This window comes from Aurantiacibacter sp. KMU-128, from assembly GCF_056933515.1.
This window is the reverse complement of record NZ_JBXORT010000001.1, coordinates 445,367-464,152: the sequence shown is the minus strand read 5'-3', so window position 1 is coordinate 464,152 and position 18,786 is coordinate 445,367. Positions and strand designations below refer to the sequence as shown.

Annotated in this window: 18 protein-coding genes; 14 read left to right on the top strand and 4 right to left on the bottom strand. The window is 62.6% G+C overall.

From position 1 onward, the window contains the following. The first annotated feature begins 10 nt into the window (after positions 1-10). From bchL to hemA, 10 genes are read left to right on the top strand one after another with little or no spacing between them, the layout of a single operon-like run. Entirely contained in the window at positions 11-898 is an 888-nt protein-coding gene (gene bchL, locus ACS0VV_RS02420; protein ID WP_483533482.1) for a ferredoxin:protochlorophyllide reductase (ATP-dependent) iron-sulfur ATP-binding protein, read from the top strand. After that, positions 898-1,599, top strand: coding sequence for a magnesium protoporphyrin IX methyltransferase (gene bchM / locus ACS0VV_RS02415; RefSeq protein ID WP_483531145.1), 702 nt, complete (start codon positions 898-900; stop codon positions 1,597-1,599). Before bchL ends, bchM begins: the two co-directional genes overlap by 1 nt. Further along, positions 1,599-3,026 carry a BCD family MFS transporter gene (locus tag ACS0VV_RS02410; RefSeq protein ID WP_483531144.1) on the top strand — a complete coding sequence of 476 codons (1,428 nt, stop codon included), beginning with the start codon at positions 1,599-1,601 and terminating at the stop codon, positions 3,024-3,026. The genes bchM and ACS0VV_RS02410 overlap by 1 nt, the downstream gene beginning before the upstream one ends. A gap of 21 nt (positions 3,027-3,047) precedes the next feature. After that, the gene (puhA, locus tag ACS0VV_RS02405) at positions 3,048-3,827 is read left to right on the top strand and encodes a photosynthetic reaction center subunit H (RefSeq protein ID WP_483531143.1); all 780 of its coding nucleotides are present in this window, start codon (positions 3,048-3,050) and stop codon (positions 3,825-3,827) included. Further along, complete coding sequence (gene puhB / locus ACS0VV_RS02400; protein ID WP_483531142.1) at positions 3,824-4,447, top strand: photosynthetic complex putative assembly protein PuhB; 624 nt, start codon at positions 3,824-3,826, stop codon at positions 4,445-4,447. The genes puhA and puhB overlap by 4 nt, the downstream gene beginning before the upstream one ends. Continuing rightward, positions 4,444-4,929 carry a photosynthetic complex assembly protein PuhC gene (gene puhC, locus ACS0VV_RS02395; RefSeq protein WP_483531141.1) on the top strand — a complete coding sequence of 162 codons (486 nt, stop codon included), beginning with the start codon at positions 4,444-4,446 and terminating at the stop codon, positions 4,927-4,929. Before puhB ends, puhC begins: the two co-directional genes overlap by 4 nt. Then, a complete protein-coding gene (locus tag ACS0VV_RS02390; protein ID WP_483531140.1) occupies positions 4,926-5,213 on the top strand; it encodes a hypothetical protein in 288 nt (95 codons plus the stop codon). Before puhC ends, ACS0VV_RS02390 begins: the two co-directional genes overlap by 4 nt. After that, positions 5,210-6,271, top strand: coding sequence for a magnesium-protoporphyrin IX monomethyl ester (oxidative) cyclase (gene acsF, locus ACS0VV_RS02385; RefSeq protein ID WP_483531139.1), 1,062 nt, complete (start codon positions 5,210-5,212; stop codon positions 6,269-6,271). Before ACS0VV_RS02390 ends, acsF begins: the two co-directional genes overlap by 4 nt. Then, positions 6,265-7,077 (top strand): putative photosynthetic complex assembly protein PuhE, encoded by an 813-nt coding sequence (puhE, locus tag ACS0VV_RS02380; protein WP_483531138.1) that lies wholly within the window; start codon positions 6,265-6,267, stop codon positions 7,075-7,077. The genes acsF and puhE overlap by 7 nt, the downstream gene beginning before the upstream one ends. A 2-nt stretch (positions 7,078-7,079) precedes the next feature. Next, a complete protein-coding gene (gene hemA / locus ACS0VV_RS02375; protein ID WP_483531137.1) occupies positions 7,080-8,300 on the top strand; it encodes a 5-aminolevulinate synthase in 1,221 nt (406 codons plus the stop codon). 72 nt (positions 8,301-8,372) lie between these two features. On the opposite strand, the gene ACS0VV_RS02370 is transcribed toward hemA, so the two are convergent. From ACS0VV_RS02370 to ACS0VV_RS02355, 4 genes are all read right to left on the bottom strand, one after another. Next, positions 8,373-8,888 (bottom strand): c-type cytochrome, encoded by a 516-nt coding sequence (locus ACS0VV_RS02370; protein ID WP_483531136.1) that lies wholly within the window; start codon positions 8,886-8,888, stop codon positions 8,373-8,375. A 166-nt stretch (positions 8,889-9,054) separates the two neighbouring features. Continuing rightward, entirely contained in the window at positions 9,055-9,813 is a 759-nt protein-coding gene (locus ACS0VV_RS02365) for an enoyl-CoA hydratase/isomerase family protein (protein ID WP_483531135.1), read from the bottom strand. After that, a complete protein-coding gene (locus tag ACS0VV_RS02360; RefSeq protein WP_483531134.1) occupies positions 9,810-10,250 on the bottom strand; it encodes a cytidine deaminase in 441 nt (146 codons plus the stop codon). The genes ACS0VV_RS02365 and ACS0VV_RS02360 overlap by 4 nt, the downstream gene beginning before the upstream one ends. Next, entirely contained in the window at positions 10,247-10,906 is a 660-nt protein-coding gene (locus ACS0VV_RS02355) for a queuosine precursor transporter (RefSeq protein WP_483531133.1), read from the bottom strand. Before ACS0VV_RS02355 ends, ACS0VV_RS02360 begins: the two co-directional genes overlap by 4 nt. A gap of 151 nt (positions 10,907-11,057) precedes the next feature. Between ACS0VV_RS02355 and ACS0VV_RS02350 the strand changes: the two genes are divergently transcribed. From ACS0VV_RS02350 to ACS0VV_RS02335, 4 genes are all read left to right on the top strand, one after another. Continuing rightward, positions 11,058-12,371, top strand: coding sequence for a NupC/NupG family nucleoside CNT transporter (locus ACS0VV_RS02350; protein ID WP_483533481.1), 1,314 nt, complete (start codon positions 11,058-11,060; stop codon positions 12,369-12,371). Positions 12,372-12,380: 9 nt separating this feature from the next. After that, positions 12,381-13,304 (top strand): isopenicillin N synthase family dioxygenase, encoded by a 924-nt coding sequence (locus ACS0VV_RS02345; RefSeq protein ID WP_483531132.1) that lies wholly within the window; start codon positions 12,381-12,383, stop codon positions 13,302-13,304. A gap of 243 nt (positions 13,305-13,547) precedes the next feature. Next, positions 13,548-16,997, top strand: coding sequence for a TonB-dependent receptor (locus tag ACS0VV_RS02340; protein ID WP_483531131.1), 3,450 nt, complete (start codon positions 13,548-13,550; stop codon positions 16,995-16,997). Positions 16,998-17,091: 94 nt separating this feature from the next. Next, entirely contained in the window at positions 17,092-18,786 is a 1,695-nt protein-coding gene (locus tag ACS0VV_RS02335; protein ID WP_483531130.1) for a bifunctional metallophosphatase/5'-nucleotidase, read from the top strand.

Here is an 18,786-nt window from a genome sequence, read left to right as displayed (position 1 = left end):
AATGAACCTGATGACACCCCCGAAGACAATGCAGCCCGATGGCGAAGGATCGGTGCAAGTCCAGCTTGATCCGCAAGACAAGATCAAGGGCGCGAAGGTTTTTGCCGTCTATGGCAAGGGCGGGATCGGCAAATCGACCACCTCGTCCAACCTCTCCGCCGCCTTCAGCAAGCTGGGCCACCGCGTGCTGCAGATCGGTTGCGACCCCAAGCATGACAGCACCTTCACACTCACCAAAAAGCTGATGCCGACGGTGATCGACGTGCTGGAAAGCGTGGAATTCCATTCCGAAGAGCTGCGCCCCGAAGACTATATGTTCGAAGGCTATAACGGCGTGATGTGTGTCGAGGCGGGTGGCCCCCCGGCGGGCACCGGCTGTGGCGGCTATGTCGTCGGCCAGACGGTCAAACTGCTTAAGCAACACCATTTGCTCGAAGATACCGATGTGGTGATTTTCGATGTGCTGGGCGATGTTGTTTGCGGCGGCTTCGCCGCACCCTTGCAGCACGCCGAGCGCGCGTTGGTGGTCGCCGCGAATGATTTTGACAGCATTTTCGCGATGAACCGCATCGTCGCCGCCATCGGCGCGAAGGCGAAGAATTATGACGTGCGGCTCGCCGGCGTGATCGCCAACCGCTCGGCCGCGACTGACGAGATTGACCGCTTCGCCGATGCCATCGGAATGCAGCGCCTCGCCCATTTCAAGGATCTCGACGCAATCCGCCGCAGCCGCCTGAAAAAGTGCACCCTCTTCGAAATGGATAGCGACGACCCGGACGTGCTCGCTGCGCAGATGGAATATATGCGGCTGGCGCAAATGCTCTGGGACGGGGTGGAGCCGCAAGTCGCCCACCCGATGAAAGACCGCGATATCTTCGACTTCCTGGGGTTTGAATGATGGCCAGCCACGCTCCCACCCAATATGATGCCCAGCGGGAAAAGCTCGCCGCCTATTTCGACGGGACGGCTCGCAAGGCGTGGATCGATCTCACCTCTGATGCCAAGGTCAGCGGCATCCGCGCCACGGTGCGCGCAGGACGCGATGAAATGCGTAATACGCTGCTCGGCTGGCTTCCCGTCGATATGCGGCGCACAACCCTGCTCGATGCCGGATGTGGCACGGGCGCGCTTAGCATGGAAGCGGCGTGCCGGGGTGCGGAAATCACCGCCATCGATGTTGCAGGCGGGCTTGTCGATATTGCCGCGAAGCGTGCCGACGGATTTACCGGACATGGCAAAATCCACTGGCGCACGGGCGATATGCTCGATCCCAATCTGGGCAGCTTCGACCACATCGTCGCGATGGATTCGCTGATCCATTATTCGCCCGAAGATATGGTGGCGACGCTCGCGAAGCTGACCGCGCGCTGCAACCGCTCGCTTCTGTTCACCTTCGCCCCGCACACGCCGCTGCTGGGCGCGATGCACAAGGTCGGCAAAGTCTTCCCGCGCAGCGACCGTTCGCCCGCGATTGTGCCGGTGGCGGAAAAGCGCTTGCGCGAACGGCTGGCCGCTCTCGCCGATTGGCGCGTGGCCCGCAGCCATCGCGTATCAAGCGGCTTCTACAAGTCCCAAGCATTCGAGCTGGTGCGCCGCTGATGGCCGAACGCGCTCCCCTTTCGGCAAAATGGACGCGGGTCGCGACGGCCTGGCTGCCCTTTGCCGATGCGGCGAGCACCGAGCTGCCGCTCGGCCAGTTGCTGCGTCTCTCGCTGTTCCAGGTGAGCGTTGGCATGGCGCTGGTGCTGCTGAACGGCACACTGAACCGCGTCATGATTGTCGAGCTGGGCATCCCTGCCTGGCTGGTCGCGCTAATGATCGCCGTGCCGCTGCTCGTGGCCCCCTTCCGTGCGGCGCTGGGCCACCGTTCGGACAATCACCGCTCGGTCCTCGGCTGGAAGCGGGTGCCTTATATCTGGTTCGGCACGCTGGGGCAGTTCGGCGGCCTTGCCATCATACCCTTCGCGCTTATCCTGATGAGCGGCCCTGCCACTTTTACGCTCGGCGTGATTGCCAGCATGGGCGCGTTCCTTCTCGCCGGAGCAGGAATGCACACCACGCAGACCGCAGGCCTCGCGCTGGCGACCGATCTCGCTCCCGAAAGCAAGCGTCCGCGCGCCGTGGCGCTGCTCTATGTGATGCTGCTCGTCGGCATGATGTTCGCCGCCTTTGTCATCGGCGGGATGCTGCAGGATTATTCGCACACACGGTTGGTGCAGGTGATCCAGAGCTGCGCGGTGATTACCGTGCTTTTGAACATGACCGCGCTCTGGAAGCAGGAGGCGCGCAACCGCGCGGCGACCGATATTGCCGAAGCGCCGCCCGCCTTTGCCGCCGTCTGGCGCGAATACACTGCCCGGCCCAGCACGGTGCGGCTGCTCGTCGCGATTGCGCTCGGCACGATGGGCTTTGCCATGCAGGACGCGCTGCTCGAACCCTTTGGCGGCGAGATTCTCGGCCTCTCGGTGGGCGCGACAACGCGGCTGACCGGTGCATGGGCAATGGGCGCGCTCTGCGGCTTTGCCTGGTCGGGCCACCGACTTACCCGCGGCGGCGATCCGCTGCGCCTGTCGGGAGCGGGCGGTGTGATCGGCGTCACAGCCTTCCTGATCGTGCTATTCGCAGCCCCGCTCTCCGCCCCCTTCCTTCTGACGGTTGGTGCGCTGCTGATCGGCCTTGGCGTCGGAATGTTCTCGGTCGGCACGCTGGTGGCCGCGATGGATCTTGCGAAAGACCACAAGGCGGGCCTCGCACTCGGCGCATGGGGCGCAGTGCAAGCAACGGCCACGGGCCTTGCCATCGCCATGGGCGGCGCGATGCGCGACCTTATTGGCGACTACGCGGTGGCCGACGGTTTCGGTGCGGCGATGGCGGGCCGCGCGACCGGCTACACGGCGGTCTACACTCTCGAAATTCTCCTCTTGCTGGGCACGCTGGTTGTGCTCGGCCCCCTTGTCGGACGCAACCGCACCGACGCTTCCACGCCCGGAAGCGCCCGGTTCGGCTTGCAGGAGTTTCCGACATGATCCTCGTGAAAGGAAAAAGCGATGGCTGACGGTAATATTGTTGGGTCGATAGACCTTGCGGAGATAGCGCTCTCGCTATTCTTCCTGTTCTTTCTTGCGCTCGTCTTCTGGCTGCGACGCGAAGACCGGCGCGAAGGCTATCCGCTGGAAGATGCGGTGACAGGCCATGTCGGGCAATATGGCGGCCCGCTGAGCACGGCTTCGCCCAAGACGTTCAAACTGCCCTTCGGCAAAGGCACCGTGTCTTATCCGCGCAGCCGCCGCGACGGGCGCGAGCCGGTAGAAATCGCTGCACGGCGCCGCGAGAATTTCGCCGGTGCGCCCTATTTCCCTACCGGCAATCCGCTGGCTGACGGGGTTGGCCCTGCCAGCTACGCCCAGCGTGAAAACTATCCCGACATGACCGCCCACGGCACGGCGCGCATCGTGCCGATGTCGAGCGATGCCGACTTCGGGGTTGCCCACTTCCTGCTCAGCACCGATCCGCGCGGGCTGGACGTGATCGGCGCCGACAAGAAGGTGGCAGGCAAGGTGAGCGATATGTGGGTGGACCGTTCCGAACACATCGTGCGCTATCTCGAAGTCGATATCGGTGACAAGAAAGTGCTCGCGCCCATGGCGATGGCGGTGGTCAAGCGCGACTATGTCGAGATCGACGCGATCAATGCCGCTGACTATGCCGGCGTTCCGGCGCTGGCATCGGCGACCGAGATCACCCGCCTCGAAGAAGAGCGCGTGATCGGCTACTTCGGCGGCGGCTATCTCTACGCCAAGGAGTGCCGGCAGGAGCCGCTCATATGATGGAATATGAGAACGAGCCCGTGCGCGGCCTGCCGGGGGAGCTGCCGCAAGGCGAGCGCATCCTCTGGCAGGGCGCGCCGGACTGGCGGGTGTTCCTGCGCAGTGCGCTATACTCCCGCTGGATCGCGCTCTACTTCGCCGCGCTGGCGCTGGTCAGCCTCGCCAGCGGTTCGGTGGGAGGCGCGGTGGCGAGTGTGATTGGCGGGCTTGGCACGATCGGCCTGCTGGCCGGATTTGCCGTGCTGGTGGCGCGTACCAGCGTTTACACCATCACCAATCGCCGCATCGTTCTGCGCATCGGCGTGGCGCTGAATGCCTGCGTCAATTTGCCCCTGAAAATGATCGGCTCTGCCCATTTGCGTTCACAATTGGGCGAGACCGGAGATATCGCGCTGGAGCTCGTGGGGCGTCACGGGCTTGGTTATGCGATGCTCTGGCCGCACGCGCGCCCGTGGCGGATCAGCCCCGTACAGCCAATGTTGCGCGCCGTGCCCGATGCGGCAAAAGTCGCCAAGCTGCTGGGTGATGCCTGCGCGGCGGTAGTGCCCAATGTGCGCGGAGAACTCGTCAGCACCAATGGCCGCGCCGCCAGCGCCGGTCTGGAGGAAGCCACCGCATGAGCCATACGCACGATCACGAAAACACCGTCCCCGGCCCCGCGCTTGCCAGCGCCATGGTGCTGGTGCTCGCCTGCCTCGGCCTCGCCACGGCGGCCTCATTGGGCTTCGTCGACCGGCTTGCCGTGCCCGAGGTGACGCGGGCGGAGGCAAATGTCGGCGCGGTTGCGGAGCGCAACCTGCGCTTTACCGACCAGGCCGATGGCACTGTCCTCGTCAGCGACGGTGACAGCGGGGAAACGGTGGCCGTGATCGATATGGAAACGCAAAGCGGCGGCTTCGTGCGCGGCGTGATGCGCGGCATGGCGCGCGAACGGCGGATGCATTCCGTCGGTTCCGAACCGCCCTTTGCGCTCACCCTGTGGGAAGACGGCTCGCTCTCGCTTGTCGATACGGCGACCAACCGCAGTATCGAATTGGGCGCATTCGGAGCAGATAACCGGACGGTCTTCCTCGAAATGCTCGACCAGGGAGATGCCTCATGAGTGCCCGCAGCTTCGATCTGCCGTGCCGCATCAGCGTGGAGCAGAGCGCGAACCACTTCCACGCCCATGTCGAACTGGCCGACAACATCGCCATCGAACCGGGCGACAGCGTGCGCGTCCATGGCGATCCGATCCAGATCGCGTTCGGCGAAACCGCCGTGTTTGACCGCATGGCCACCGTAACTCGTGCGACGCCGCTGGGCCGCGCGTGGACGCGGCTGCTGGCCTATTTCGATTTCAAAGAACTCTACGAAGTGAGTTTTAACCCGGGGAGGGTGCGATGAACGCACACACACCAATCACCAAAGACGATGCCATGGAATTGGCGAAAGAGAACACGGTACTCAGCCCGCGTTTCTACACCACCGATTTCGATGCGCTTGATGCCATCGACGTGTCTTCGGTGCGCCGTGAATGGGACGCACTGATCGCGGAAATGCAGGGTGATCCCAACAAAACGCACTTCAAGAAGGATGATAGCTTCATCGGTGCAATCGACCGGCTTGAGCCGGAACTGCGCGCCGAGTTTGTCGATTTCCTCGTCAGCTCGCTCACCGCCGAATTTTCGGGCTGTGTGCTCTATGCCGAGATCGCCAAGCGGACGAAAAATCCCGACGTGAAGCAGCTGTTCAAACTGCTCGCCCGCGATGAAAGCCGCCATGCCGGTTTTATCAATGAAAGCCTGAAGGATGCGGGCATCGGCATCGACCTCGGCTTCCTGACGCGCACCAAGAAATACACCTTCTTCAAGCCCAAATTTATCTGGTACGCGGTCTATCTGTCGGAAAAGATCGGCTATTCGCGCTATATCACGATCTACCGCCACCTTGCCGCCAACCCCGACAAGCAGATCCACCCGATTTTCAGCTGGTTCGAGGAATGGTGCAATGACGAGTTCCGCCATGGCGAGGCTTTCGCGCTGCTGATGCACGCCGATCCCAAGCTGCTGAAAGGCCACAACAAGCTGTGGATCCGTTTCTTCCTGCTCTCGGTCTACGCCACCATGTATGTGCGCGATCACAACCGTCCGGTGTTCCACGCCGCGCTGGGCATTGATCCGACCGTCTATGACTACAAGGTCTTCAATATCTGCAACCAGATTTGCCGCCAGGTCTTCCCGGTGGAGCTGGACATCGACAGCCCTGCCTTCCGCGCGCAAATGGAAGGCCTGCGCCGCGCCAATGACACGATCCAGGCGGGCAAGGAAAAAGGCGGTGTTGGCGGATATTTGACCCAGATCAATGGAATGGCGCGCGCCGGATGGCATTTCGCGCGGATGTATTTCCACCGCACAAAAACCAACACCATCACCCAAGCCACCCCGATGCGCCCTGCATGGTAAGCTGGAGCGGCCATATTCTGCCGGTTCTGGCGACCATTGCGATCTGGTTCATCGCCACAGGGCTTGTGGCGTGGCTGGACAATCGCGGCGAAAAGACTTTCCCGCGCAGCCTCGCCTGGGGCGGAGCCGCAGGGCTGCTCGGCCTGTGCGTGGTATTCCTCAGCATGGGTTCGGTCAGCGTCTGGGCGTCCTACGCTGCGTTTGGCGGCGCGCTGATGGTGTGGACTTGGCACGAGATCGGCTTCCTCACCGGTGCCGTTTCCGGTCCGCGGCGTGTCGCTTGCGACCCGCAAGTGAGCGGCTGGGAACGCTTCCGGCAGGCGAGCGAGACGCTGGTGCACCATGAAATCACGCTGGCGGTTACCGCCGTGCTGCTGATCTCGCTCACCTGGAACGCGCCCAACCAGATCGCCGCGATGACCTTTGCCATGCTGTATACAATGCGGCTGTCGACCAAGCTCAACATCTTCCACGGTGTGCCCAATTCGGCGACCGATATCCTGCCGCCGCATCTGGCCTATCTGAAAAGCTATTACGGCCCGCAGCGTTTCAGCTGGCTGCTTATCTCATCGATTGCCGCTGCCGCAGCGCTTAGCTTCTGGCTGGGCACGCTGGCGATCGCTGCACCTGCGGGCAGTGCGGAGGCGGTGGGTGCAAGCCTGCTGTTCGCCTTCGCCGCGCTCGGCACTCTCGAACATCTGTTTCTCGCCCTGCCCTTCCGCGACGGTGTTTTGTGGGGCTGGGCCCTGCCGCGCCGCGCATCCGGAAAGGCGGCGCACCACACGATTACCAAAGGGGAATTATAGTCATGGATTTTGACGGCTTTTTCGCCAGCCAGTTGCAGGCCGTGCGGGAAGAAGGACGCTACCGCGTCTTCACTGACATCGAGCGCAAGCGCGGGGCCTTTCCCCACGCCACCCGCTATGTGAATGACGGCACGCAGGAGGTCACCGTGTGGTGCTCCAACGACTATCTCGGCATGGGCCAGCATCCGGTAGTGCTCGAAGCGATGCACGAGGCGCTCGACAAATGCGGCGCGGGCGCGGGGGGCACGCGCAATATCTCGGGCACCAATCACAACCACGTGCTGCTGGAAGCGGAACTCGCCGATCTGCACGGCAAGGAAGCCGCATTGCTGTTCACCAGCGGCTATGTCTCGAACTGGGCGGGCCTCGGCACGCTGGCGGGCAAAATCCCCGGCTGCGTCGTGTTTTCGGACGCACTCAACCATGCGAGCATGATCGAAGGCATCCGCCACAGCCGCGCCGAATACAAGATCTGGAAGCATAACGATCCGGCCGATCTTGACCGGCACCTGTCCGCCTACGGGCCGGATGTTCCCAAGCTGGTGGCGTTTGAAAGCGTCTATTCGATGGACGGGGACATCGCCCCCATCGCCGAGATTCTCGACGTGTGCGAGAAACACGGCGCGATGAGCTATATCGACGAGGTTCACGCGGTCGGCCTTTACGGCCCGCGCGGCGGCGGCATTGCCGAGCGCGAAGGGCTGATGGACCGCATCACCGTGATCGAGGGCACTTTGGGCAAAGCTTTCGGCGTGATGGGCGGATATATCGCGTCCTCTGCCGATCTCGTCGATTTCGTGCGCACTTTCGCCAGCGGCTTTATCTTCTCGACCGCCCTTCCCCCGGCAGTTGCTGCGGGCGCCTGCGCCAGCATCAAGCATCTCAAGGCGAGCGAAGTCGAGCGTGAAACGCAGCGTGAGCGCGTCGAGACAGTGCGCCGCAAGCTGGATTTGCTGGGCATTCCGCACCTGCCCAATCCCAGCCACATCATCCCAGTGATGGTGGGCGATGCGCGCAAGTGCAAAATGATCAGCGACTGGCTGATGGACAATCACGGCATCTATGTGCAGCCGATCAACTATCCGACCGTGCCGGTGGGCACCGAACGGCTGCGGCTGACCCCTTCGCCGGTGCACGATGATGGCGATATCGACCGGCTCATCCACGCGCTGAGCGACATCTGGTCGCAATGCGAACTGGCGCGCGGCCAGATCGCCGCCTGACATCTTCGCCAGACTCAAAAAGGGGCGCGAACCGGATAGTTCGCGCCCCCTTTGTTTGGCTAAAGCCGGAGCTTACTGGCCGGTCGAGGCGAGATAAGCAATCACGTCTGCACGGTCCTGCGGGTTGGGCAGACCGGCGAACGCCATCTTCGTGCCGGGCACGACGCGGGCCGGATTTTCCAGATACTGGAACAACTTCTCGGAAGTCCAGGTGATGCCGCTATTGGCGTTGGCAGGCGTGTAGTTGTAGCCTTCGACCGAACCGGCCGCGCGGCCAACGATACCCGCGAGCGACGGGCCAGTGCGGTTCACGCCGGGTTCCACAACGTGGCAGGCGGAGCACTGTGCGAACACGGTTTCACCATTCGCAGCGTCGCCGGTGAAATCGGCAAACACGCTGCCATCGACAGTGGCAACATCGTCAGCTGCGGGTGCTTCGGGAGCTGCGGCAGCAGCGGTGTCGGCTGCGGCGCCATCGGCAGCCGGCGCATCGCCTTCATTGGCGGGGGCCGGAGTGTCCGAACCACCGCAAGCGGCAAGCAGGCTGACACCTGCAACAAGCGAAAGATACTGCAAACGGATTTTCATGTGATCCAAACCCCTTCTTTTTTTGTCCATCCACGGCGAAAATGACAACACCATGAAGCACCGGAACGCTCTATATCGCAAACGGTGCCCGCCATAGAAGATTTTTCTACAATCTTGTCCGGCATCAGCGAAACTTGGTCTTTGGACTAGGATCGCCTTTACGCACCTAGCCGCGGAAATCGGGCTTTCGCCGCTCGCGAAAGGCAGCGGTGCCCTCGGCGAAATCGGCGCCGCTGAACATTTGCGCAAATTGTTCCAGCGTGTCGGCATCGTCCAACACCTGACCGCCCTCAACGCGGCGCACAAAATCCTTGAGCACGCGGATCGATTGCGGGCTGCCCGCCAATATGCGCTCGACCAGCGCGGTGGGACTATCCGCCAGCTCCTCGACCAGTCCGATACGCAGCGCCTCCTCCGCATCGACCAGGCTTCCGGTGAACAGCAACCTCTTGGCCTGCCCCGGCCCGACCAGATCGACCAGCAGCTTCACATCGTGCAGCGGATAGGCGAGCCCCAGCCGCGACGGGGTAATGCCGAACCGCGCCTGTGCCGTCGCCACGCGAATATCGCAGGCCATGGAAAGCGCGCAGCCCCCGCCAATCGCGTCGCCTTCGACAAAGGCGATGGTGGGCAGCGGAAAGCGGGCGAGTGCAAATTGAGCCGCATTAATCGCCGCCTGCTGGCCTGCGCACCAGTCGGAGTCGGCTGCGTTCTGAGCCATTTCGGCAATGTCCGCTCCGGCGCAGAACACGCCTCCGGGCGCAGCCGAACGGACGAGCAGCACGCGCACGCCCTTCATTGCTTCAACTTCGCCGAGCAGGCCCGGCACTGCTTCCCACATGGCGCGGGTGAAGGCGTTGCGCTTGGCGGCGCGGTCGATCAGCAGATGGGCGACATCGCCCTCGCGCGCGACGCGCAAGCTCATTCGCCGGGGGTCTCGGGATCGAGCGCGAAGCTGGCGGGGAGCAGTTCTGCGATAGTGTAATGCGCGCGCGCGCCGCCCGCAGCGTCGCAGCAGATCACCGCGATATCGGCCTTCGCCATCTCCGCCGCTTCGGAAATCGCCTGACGGCACCCGCCGCACGGCGTGATCGCCCCATTGCCGCCGGTGGTGTCGCTCTTGTGACCGCCAACCACGGCGATTCGTGCGACATTCTCCAGCCCGAAGGCATGCTGCGCCGCGGTGAGCGCAGACTGCTCGGCGCATACGCCCAGCCGGTAGCAGGCGTTTTCCATGTTCGCGCCAACCGCGATTTCGCCGCTGGTGCTCTCCACCGCCGCGCCGACATAGAATTGCGAATACGGCGCGTGCGCCCGCATCCGCGCGGCCTTGGCGGCTGCTACCAGAGCGTCTTCGCTCATGGCCGGTCGAGCCGCTTGGCCAGCGCCACCGCGCCCGCAATCAGGAACGGCACCAGCACGAAGGACAGCACAATCTTGGCGATGGCTTGGCCAACCAGCAGGTCGCCAATCGGAAACTCGCCATAGAAAGCGAGCGTAATAAAGATCACCGTATCGATCGCCTGGCTGATCGCAGAAGCAATCGCGCCGCGCGCCATTAACCAGAAACCGCCACCGTCGCCCGTGCCGCGCAATTTGTTGAAAATCCACACATTGAGCAACAATGACACACCATAGGCCACCGGCCCGGCCGCCATGATGCGCGGGGTCTGTCCGTGCACCCTCTCAAAAGCAGCGAGGTTTTCGGCGGGCATATCGGGCGAAGCGGGCAGCGCCAGTACGATGCCGACCAGCACGATGGAAAAGGCGAGCGGAAGGAAACCCCACAGCACCAGCCGGTCCGCCGCTGCCTTGCCGTGGATCTGCGCAATCGCGCTGGAAATCACCACCAGCAACAGGAAAGCCAGAATTCCTGCCTCTACTTTTAGCGGGCCGATACCGAATTGCTTGAACGCGAGAACGCCCGCAATCACGGTCATCCCCCCATAAAGCAGGGTCAGCACGAACATGGAGCGGGCGATGGGAACGGCCGGAGCCGGAGGAGCGGTGTCTGTCATGGCCGATGGCTAGGAAAGAATTACCGATATTGGCAAGCCTCCTAATGCGCGTGGCTGGGAATAGAATCGGCAAAAGCGTTGATTGCTGCCCGTGAATCGGCAAGACACGCCCACGGTCTACTATTCAGGAGCTGCCGTGCCCCCGCAATTGATGTCTCTCGCCGGGATTGTCGTAATCCTGCTTATCGCTTTCCTGCTTTCGACGGGCAAGAAGCGGATTAGGCCCCGCGTCGTCGGCGCAGCCTTTGCGTTGCAGGCGGCGATGGCGGTGCTGGTGCTGTATGTCCCGTGGGGGCAGAGCGCGATTCAGTTCCTCTCCAACGGCGTGATTGCGCTGCTCGACTATTCCAAGGTCGGGATAGAGGCGGTGTTCGGCTCGATGGACGCCAACCCTTTCACCAACACTTTCGTGATCGCGGCGTTGCCGGTGATCGTGTTCTTCGCGGCTATTGTGTCGATCCTCTATCACTGGGGCGTGATGCAGCGGCTGGTGCGCTGGGTCGGCGGCGCGATTGGCTGGATTACCGGCATCAGCAAGGTCGAGGCCTTGGGCAGCGCGGCGAATATCTTTGTCGGCCAGTCGGAAAGCCCGCTGGTCGTCCGTCCCTATCTTGCCAGCCTGTCGCCCAGTCGGCTGTTCACTTTGATGACGGTGGGTATGGCGGGTGTCGCGGGCACTATTCTTGCCGCCTATGCCAGTTTTATCGGCGAAGAGGCGGTGCCGATCCTGCTCGCGGCCGCCTTCATGTCGGCACCGGGCGGTATCCTGATGGCGAAGATCATCATGCCCGATGATGAAAGCGACCTCGCCCGCGATGCGGCGGGAATGGCCGAGATTAAGCTTCCCGATGCGCGCATCAGCGCCGAAGGCCCTGCGGCGATCACCGAAGGCGGCAAGGCGCATGAGGTGCAGATGGCCGAGACCTTCGAGGAAGGACACAAGCCCGCCAATGTGATCGAAGCTGCCGCGCAAGGCACGCAGACCGGTGTGAAGCTGGCGGTGGCGGTCGGCGCGATGGTGATGGTGTTCGTGGCGCTGGTGGCGCTGGCGAACGGCATTCTCGGCGGCGTTGGCGGCTGGGTCGGCTATCCTGACCTGACTTTCCAGCAATTGCTCGGCTATGTCTTCCAGCCGGTGATGTTCCTGATCGGCGTGCCATGGGGCGAAGCTGACATCGCGGGCGGACTGTTCGGCACCAAGATCGTTCTCAACGAATTTGTCGCCTTCATCGAACTGGGCGCGCTGGAGCAAGGCACGTTCTCCACCCGCACCGCCGCGATTGTTACCTTTGCGCTATGCGGCTTTGCCAATTTCAGCTCGATCGCGATCCAGATGGCAGTGACCGGCGGCCTCGCCCCCAACCAGCGTCCGGTGATTGCCAAGCTCGGCCTGCGCGCGCTGGCAGCGGGTTCTCTCGCCAATTTGATGAGCGCGGCTCTGGCGGGACTCATTCTGCCGGTTTAAGGGGCCCGTATGTCAGAACTCGCTTCCATTTCGCTCGCCCGCCCGCTGCCCGAAATCTCTGACGAGCTGGGCCGCAGCTTCGCCGAATTCGGCTTTGCCATCGTGCGCGATCACGGCATTCCGCAGGATCTGATCGACCGTGCGGAGGCGATGGCGAAGGCCTTCTTCGCGCTGCCCGAGGAGGTGAAGCGGTCCTACATCGTCGCAGGCGGCGGCGGCGCGCGCGGATACACGCCGTTCGGCAAGGAAATCGCCAAGGATGCGCTCGTCCACGATCTGAAGGAATTCTGGCACGTCGGCCGCAGCCTGCCCGACGGGCATCCGCTTTCGGAGGTCATGGCGCCCAATCTTTGGCCCGCCGAGATTGACGGTTTCCGCGAGACGTTCGAAGCACTCTACCGCGAATTCGAAATTGCGGGCGACCGCATCCTGCGCGCTATCGCGCTACACCTGAACCTGCCTGAAGACTGGTTCGCCAGCACGGTGGAAGACGGCAATTCGGTGATGCGCCTGCTGCATTATCCGCCGCTCGGCGATGATGCCCCCGCAGGCGCGGTGCGCGCGGCAGCGCATGGCGATATCAATACCATCACCCTGTTATTGGGTGCGGAAGAGGCCGGGCTGGAACTGCTCAACACCCAGGGTGAATGGGTGCCCGTATCCCCGCCCAAGGGCGCGCTGGCGGTGAATGTAGGCGATATGCTCGACCGGCTGACCAACAGCCGTTTGCGGTCGACCACCCACCGCGTGGTCAATCCGGCGGGCGAGCGGGGGCGGCATTCGCGCTATTCGATGCCGTTCTTCCTGCATTTCCGGCCCGATTTCCTGATCGAACCGCTGCCGCAATGCGTGGCCGAAGGCGACACCCCGCCGGAGCCGATTACGGCACATGATTTCCTGCAACAGCGGCTGCGCGAAATCGGCCTCGCCTGAGCGCACCAAGCGCAGTACCGCGAGTCTTGTTGCGTTGCAGCAACAGACTCCGAAAAACCAGCCTTCATCTCCGGTTCATGCCCGAATTATGTCAACTTCGTGTCCGTCTGACATTTACTTGAAACAAAACTGTCCCGAAAAGCGCCTACAGGCGCGGGTGAGCTCCGCAAAGACGATTCTTTCCGCGCGGAACTGCGATTTGTTCACTTCTCTCAACTCACGTCCACGAAGGAAACCAGGGACATGAAAATCAAGTATCTCCTTGCAGCCAGCGTTGCCAGCATTGCTGGCGTGGCTGCCCTGCCTGCTGTTGTTCATGCGCAGCAGATTACCTCGGGCATCCAGGGTACCGTCACCGATGTGGACGGCAATGTCCTGCCCGGTGCTACCGTTACGGTAACCGACACGCGTACCGATGCCAGCCGCACCGCGGCCGCAGACAGCAGCGGCGCGTTCCGCTTCACCAACCTGGTTTCCGGCGGTCCCTACACCGTTACTGTGACCGCCCCCGGCTTCGAAGGCCAGTCGGTGGAAAACCAGTTCATCAACATTTCGGGTAACACCAGCTACAGCTTCCAGCTGACCTCGGCTGCGGTTGCCGGCAACACCAACGTGATCGTTGTGACCGGCGCGCGTGCCGGTGCGCAGCAACTCGCTGTCGGCCCGGGCACCGCCTTCGGCCAGCAAGTGCTGGAAGACTTCCCCTCGATCACCCGCGACGTGCGCGACATCATCCGTATCGACCCGCGCGTCAGCCTTGACCGCGACAACGAAGTTGACCGTATCTCCTGCCTCGGCGGCAATGATCGCGGCAACACCTTCACCGTTGACGGCACCATCCAGGCCGACGTCTTCGGCCTGAACGGCACGCCGTTCGCCGCGCGTAACGCGCTGCCGCTGCCGTTCGACACGATCCGCGAAACCTCGGTGGAATTCGCGCCGTTCGATGTCGAATATTCGGACTTCACCGGCTGCTTGGTGAACGTTGTCACCAAGTCGGGCACGAACCGCTTCTCCGGCTCGGCCTTCTTCTCCTACCGCGATTCGGCGCTGCGCGGCGACTCGATCAATGGCGACGACTTCTCGGTCGATCCGTTCCAGGAAAAGCGCTGGGGTGCGACGCTGGGCGGCCCGATCATCCCCGATCGCCTGTTCTTCTTCGCCGGTTATGAAGAAACCGATCTGGGCAGCGCCAATGATTTCGGTCCTGCCGGCGGCAACTTCCCCAACGAAGCAACCTTCGCCACGCAGGCGCAGTTTGACGAGTTCTCGCAGATCGCTTCGAGCGTGTACGGTCAGGACACCGGCGGTTATCCGCGCAACCTGCCGCAAAGCTCGGTGCGCTATTTCGGCCGTCTCGATGCCTACATCACCGACGACCACCGTCTGGAAGCGACCTACCAGCGCCTGGAAGAAACCAATGTCGAAAGCGATTTCGGCGGTGACAACCTGACCGGTCTCAACTCCTTCGAAGATGAAGGCACGGTTTCCGATTACTACGCGCTGCGCCTGTATTCTCAGTGGAGCGATGTGCTTTCGACCGAAATCCGCCTGAGCCGAGCCGACGTTGCCGACGTGCAGGGCCCGGTCGGCGGCGGTGAAGCGCAGTCGGACAGCCCGATTGTGCGTCTGGCTGTCGGTGTGACCGGCCCCGGCAATGACGGAATCCTCGGCAACGCCGATGACCGTGCCGGTATCCTCTCGACCGGCCCCGGCATCTTCCGTTCGGCCAATGCGCTGAACACGAACATCGACCAGATCCGCGCTCAGGCAAATCTTGATCTTGATCGCCACACGATCAAGTTCGGCGCCGAAGTCAACGATCTGGAAGTGTACAACCTGTTCGCCGTGAACGCGACCGGTACGCTGTACTTCCGCAACCTCAATGATTTCCGCGAAGGCATTTTGTCCAACGGCACCACGCTGTTCCCGAATGCCGGCCAGATCGGATCGGGCGCTGCTGCCGGTGCGGACATCAACGCCACGCCGACGGGCGACATCAACGAAGCGGCCGCGACCTTCAACCGTCGCATCTATTCGCTCTACATCCAGGACGAGTTCCAGGCGACCGACCAGCTGACGCTGCTCGCCGGCCTGCGCTACCAGTTCTATGATGGCGATGCGCCGCGCGAAAACCCCGAATTCATCAACCGTTACGGTTTCTCCAACGCGTTCTCGTTCAGCGATCTCGATCCGCTGTTCCTCCCGCGTCTGTCGGCAACCTACGAATTCGACAATGACGGGTTCTTCTCGGGCACGAGCATCACCGGCGGTGTCGGTCGCTTTGCTGGCGGCGATCCGGTGGTGTATTTCTCCAACGCCTTCTCGAACAACGGTTTCTCGACCGGTCTTGGCACCTCGCTCGATTGCGCTGTGCGGCCGACGGATGTCGTCGTGAACGGCCAGTTCACCGGCTTCCCGCAGTGCGTCACTGACGCAGGCTCGAACCAGGCTGCGCGTGGCCTTGCCGACACCCAGTCGACCGATCCGGAGTTCAATATTCCGAGCGTGTGGCGTGCCAACCTTGGCATCGCGACCGATTTCGGCACCGAAGGCGGGTTCTTCAGCGACTGGCGTCTGAACCTCGACTACATCTACAGCCGCTATGTCGACACGCTGAACTTCGTCGACCTGTCGCAGACGCCGCATGTCGGCCGGGGCCTCAACGGCTTCACCGTTGACGGCCGCCCGATCTATCAGGCGATCGACCCGACCGATTCGGACGCTGTGGGTTGTAACGCCAATCTGGTCTATGCTGGCGGCACCCCGCCGGTGTGGAACAACGTCACCACGGCCTGCTTCAACCGCATCGGCCGCGATGACGAAATCCAGCTGACCAACGGCCCGTCCTACGAAAGCCACTCGTTCTCGGCGATCCTGTCGAAGACGTTTGACGGCGGCCTGATCACCGATGGCGGCAGCGTGCGTTTCAATGTCGGCTATGCCTACACCGACGCGCAGAACAACCGGAACAACGGTTCGTCGACCGCGACCTCGTCTTACGACGTGACCGCAGCCTTCGACCGCCAGAACCCGGCTGTTTCGACCAGCAACTACGAAAGCCGTCACAACATCACCGTTGCGCTGTCGCTGCGTGAGGAGTTCTTCGACGGGTATGACACGGGCATTGGCATCTTCTTCAATGCACGTGCAGGCCGTCCGTACAGCCTCACCTTCAACAATGGCGGTGTGTTCAACGACAGCGCGTCGGGTAACGACAACGCGCTGCTCTACATCCCGACGGGCATCACCGATCCCAACCTGGCGCCGAATTCGGACATGGCATCGGTCACCGCGCTGCTGAACTATCTGAACACCAGCGAAGTTGGCGCGCAGTGCGATTTCGAACTGGGCCAGACCATTGAACGCAATACCTGCCGCAATGACTGGTCGTACGATCTGGATCTGCGTTTCAGCCAGGAACTGCCGTTCCTTGGTTCGCTGACCGGTCTGGTTGACGATCGCATCGAAGCCTTCTTCGATTTCGACAACTTCCTGAACTTCATCGATGATGGTGCCAACATTGCGGCGCGTCGCGGCGGGTTCCAGCAGACTGTCGAACTGATCGATGCGGGTGGTGTTGATTCGCAGGGCCGTTACATCCTGCGCAACTTCAACCCGAATGACCAAGAATCGATCGGCCTCTCGGCTTCGATCTGGCGCATTCAGGTGGGTGTCCGTTACGAGTTCTAATCGGGCTCCCGGACAACCGGAACAATCAGGCGGCGGCGTTCGAAAGAGCGTCGCCGCCTTTCTTTTGTCATCATCGCGGGTAAGACTGCACGGCATGAACCGTACCGTCCTTTTCGCCGTGCTCGCCAGCGTCTCGCTCGCCGCCTGCGCCACCACGCCTGCGCCCCCAACCGCCTCCGCTCCGGCAATGGTGGAAGTGCAGATTCTCGCGATCAATGATTTCCACGGCAACCTGGAAACCCCGCAAAGCCCCACCCGCTATCTCGACAACGGGGCGGAGCAGAGCACGCGGCTAGGCGGAGCGGGCGCCTTGGCAGCAACTCTCGCACGGCTGCGCGACGGAAACAGTGTCACCGTCGCAGCAGGAGATCTGATCGGCGCGAGCCCGCTCGTCTCCTCGCTCTTCCTCGACGAACCCTCGATCAGCGCGCTCTCAACAATGGGGCTCGATATCGCAGCGGTAGGCAATCACGAATTCGATCGCGGCATTGCCGAATTGCGACGCATCCAAGATGGCGGCTGCGAACAGCACACGCGACGCGAGCCTTGCGCGGTTGAACCGTTTATGGGGGCGGGATTCCGCTATCTTGCGGCCAATGTGGTTGATGAAAACGCCACCACGCTCTTCCCCGGAACCGAATTGCGCCGGTTTGGCGACGTGGTGATCGGCTTTGTCGGCATGACGCTGGAGGGGACTCCCAACCTCGTCGCCGAGCAGGCAACCGCAGGATACAGTTTTCTTGACGAGGCGGACACCGCCAACGCCGCCGCACGCAGCCTGTTGGGCGACGGAGCGGATACGGTTGTGCTGCTAGTCCACGAAGGCGGCGATGTTGATCCGCGCTTCAATATCGAAGGATGCCCCGGCCTCAGCGGACCCATCGTGCCGATTATCGAAGCGCTCGATCCGGCCATATCCGTCGTCGTTTCCGGCCACACGCATCAGGCCTATGTCTGCAATGTCGCCACCGCCCAAGGGAGCGAAGTGCTGCTGACATCGGGCGGGCGCTATGGCGGCTTTGTCACCGAAATCGACATGGTGATCGATCCGGCGAGCGACCGCGTGGTGGCGCTGGAAGCGCGCAATGTGCCTGTCGATGGCAGCCAAGGCGAAGATGCAGCAATGGCCGCCTATGTCGCGCGCTATGCCCAAGCAGCAGGGCCGGTCGCCAATCGCGCGGTGGGCGTTATCACCGATAGCGGCGAGATCGGCGAGGATTGCGGGGATCGCCCGGCAGACGGGCTGGTTGCCGATGCCTATCTGGCGCAGGCCGATGCCGCGATGGGCGGGAATGTCGACCTAGCGCTGGTCAATTCGGGCGGTGTGCGCACCGATCTTTCGGGCGCGTCGGACGGCGTGCTGACATATGGCGAGCTTGCCGCGATGGCCCCCTTCGGCAACAGCGTGCTGGTGCTGGAAATGACCGGTGCGGAGATAGAAGCGGTGCTGGAACAGCAATTCTGCGAAGCGAATGGAGCGGTGGGCGTGTGCGATTCGATCCTCGTGCCCTCGGCAAACCTCTCCTACCGCGTCGATCTTGGCCGTCCGCTGGGAGACAATGTAACCGATCTGGCGCTCAATGGCGCGCCGCTCGACGATAATGCGACGTACCGCATCGCCACCAACAATTTCCTGGCCAGCGGCGGGGACGGTTTCACCCGCTTCGCGCAGGCCGATACCATCGCCAATAGCGGCTTCGATCTGGACGGGCTGGAAGCCTATGTCGCGCGCGGTAACCTGAGCGTGCCGGTTTGCGGCCGCGTGCGCGGGATCGCGCCGGTCGATTGA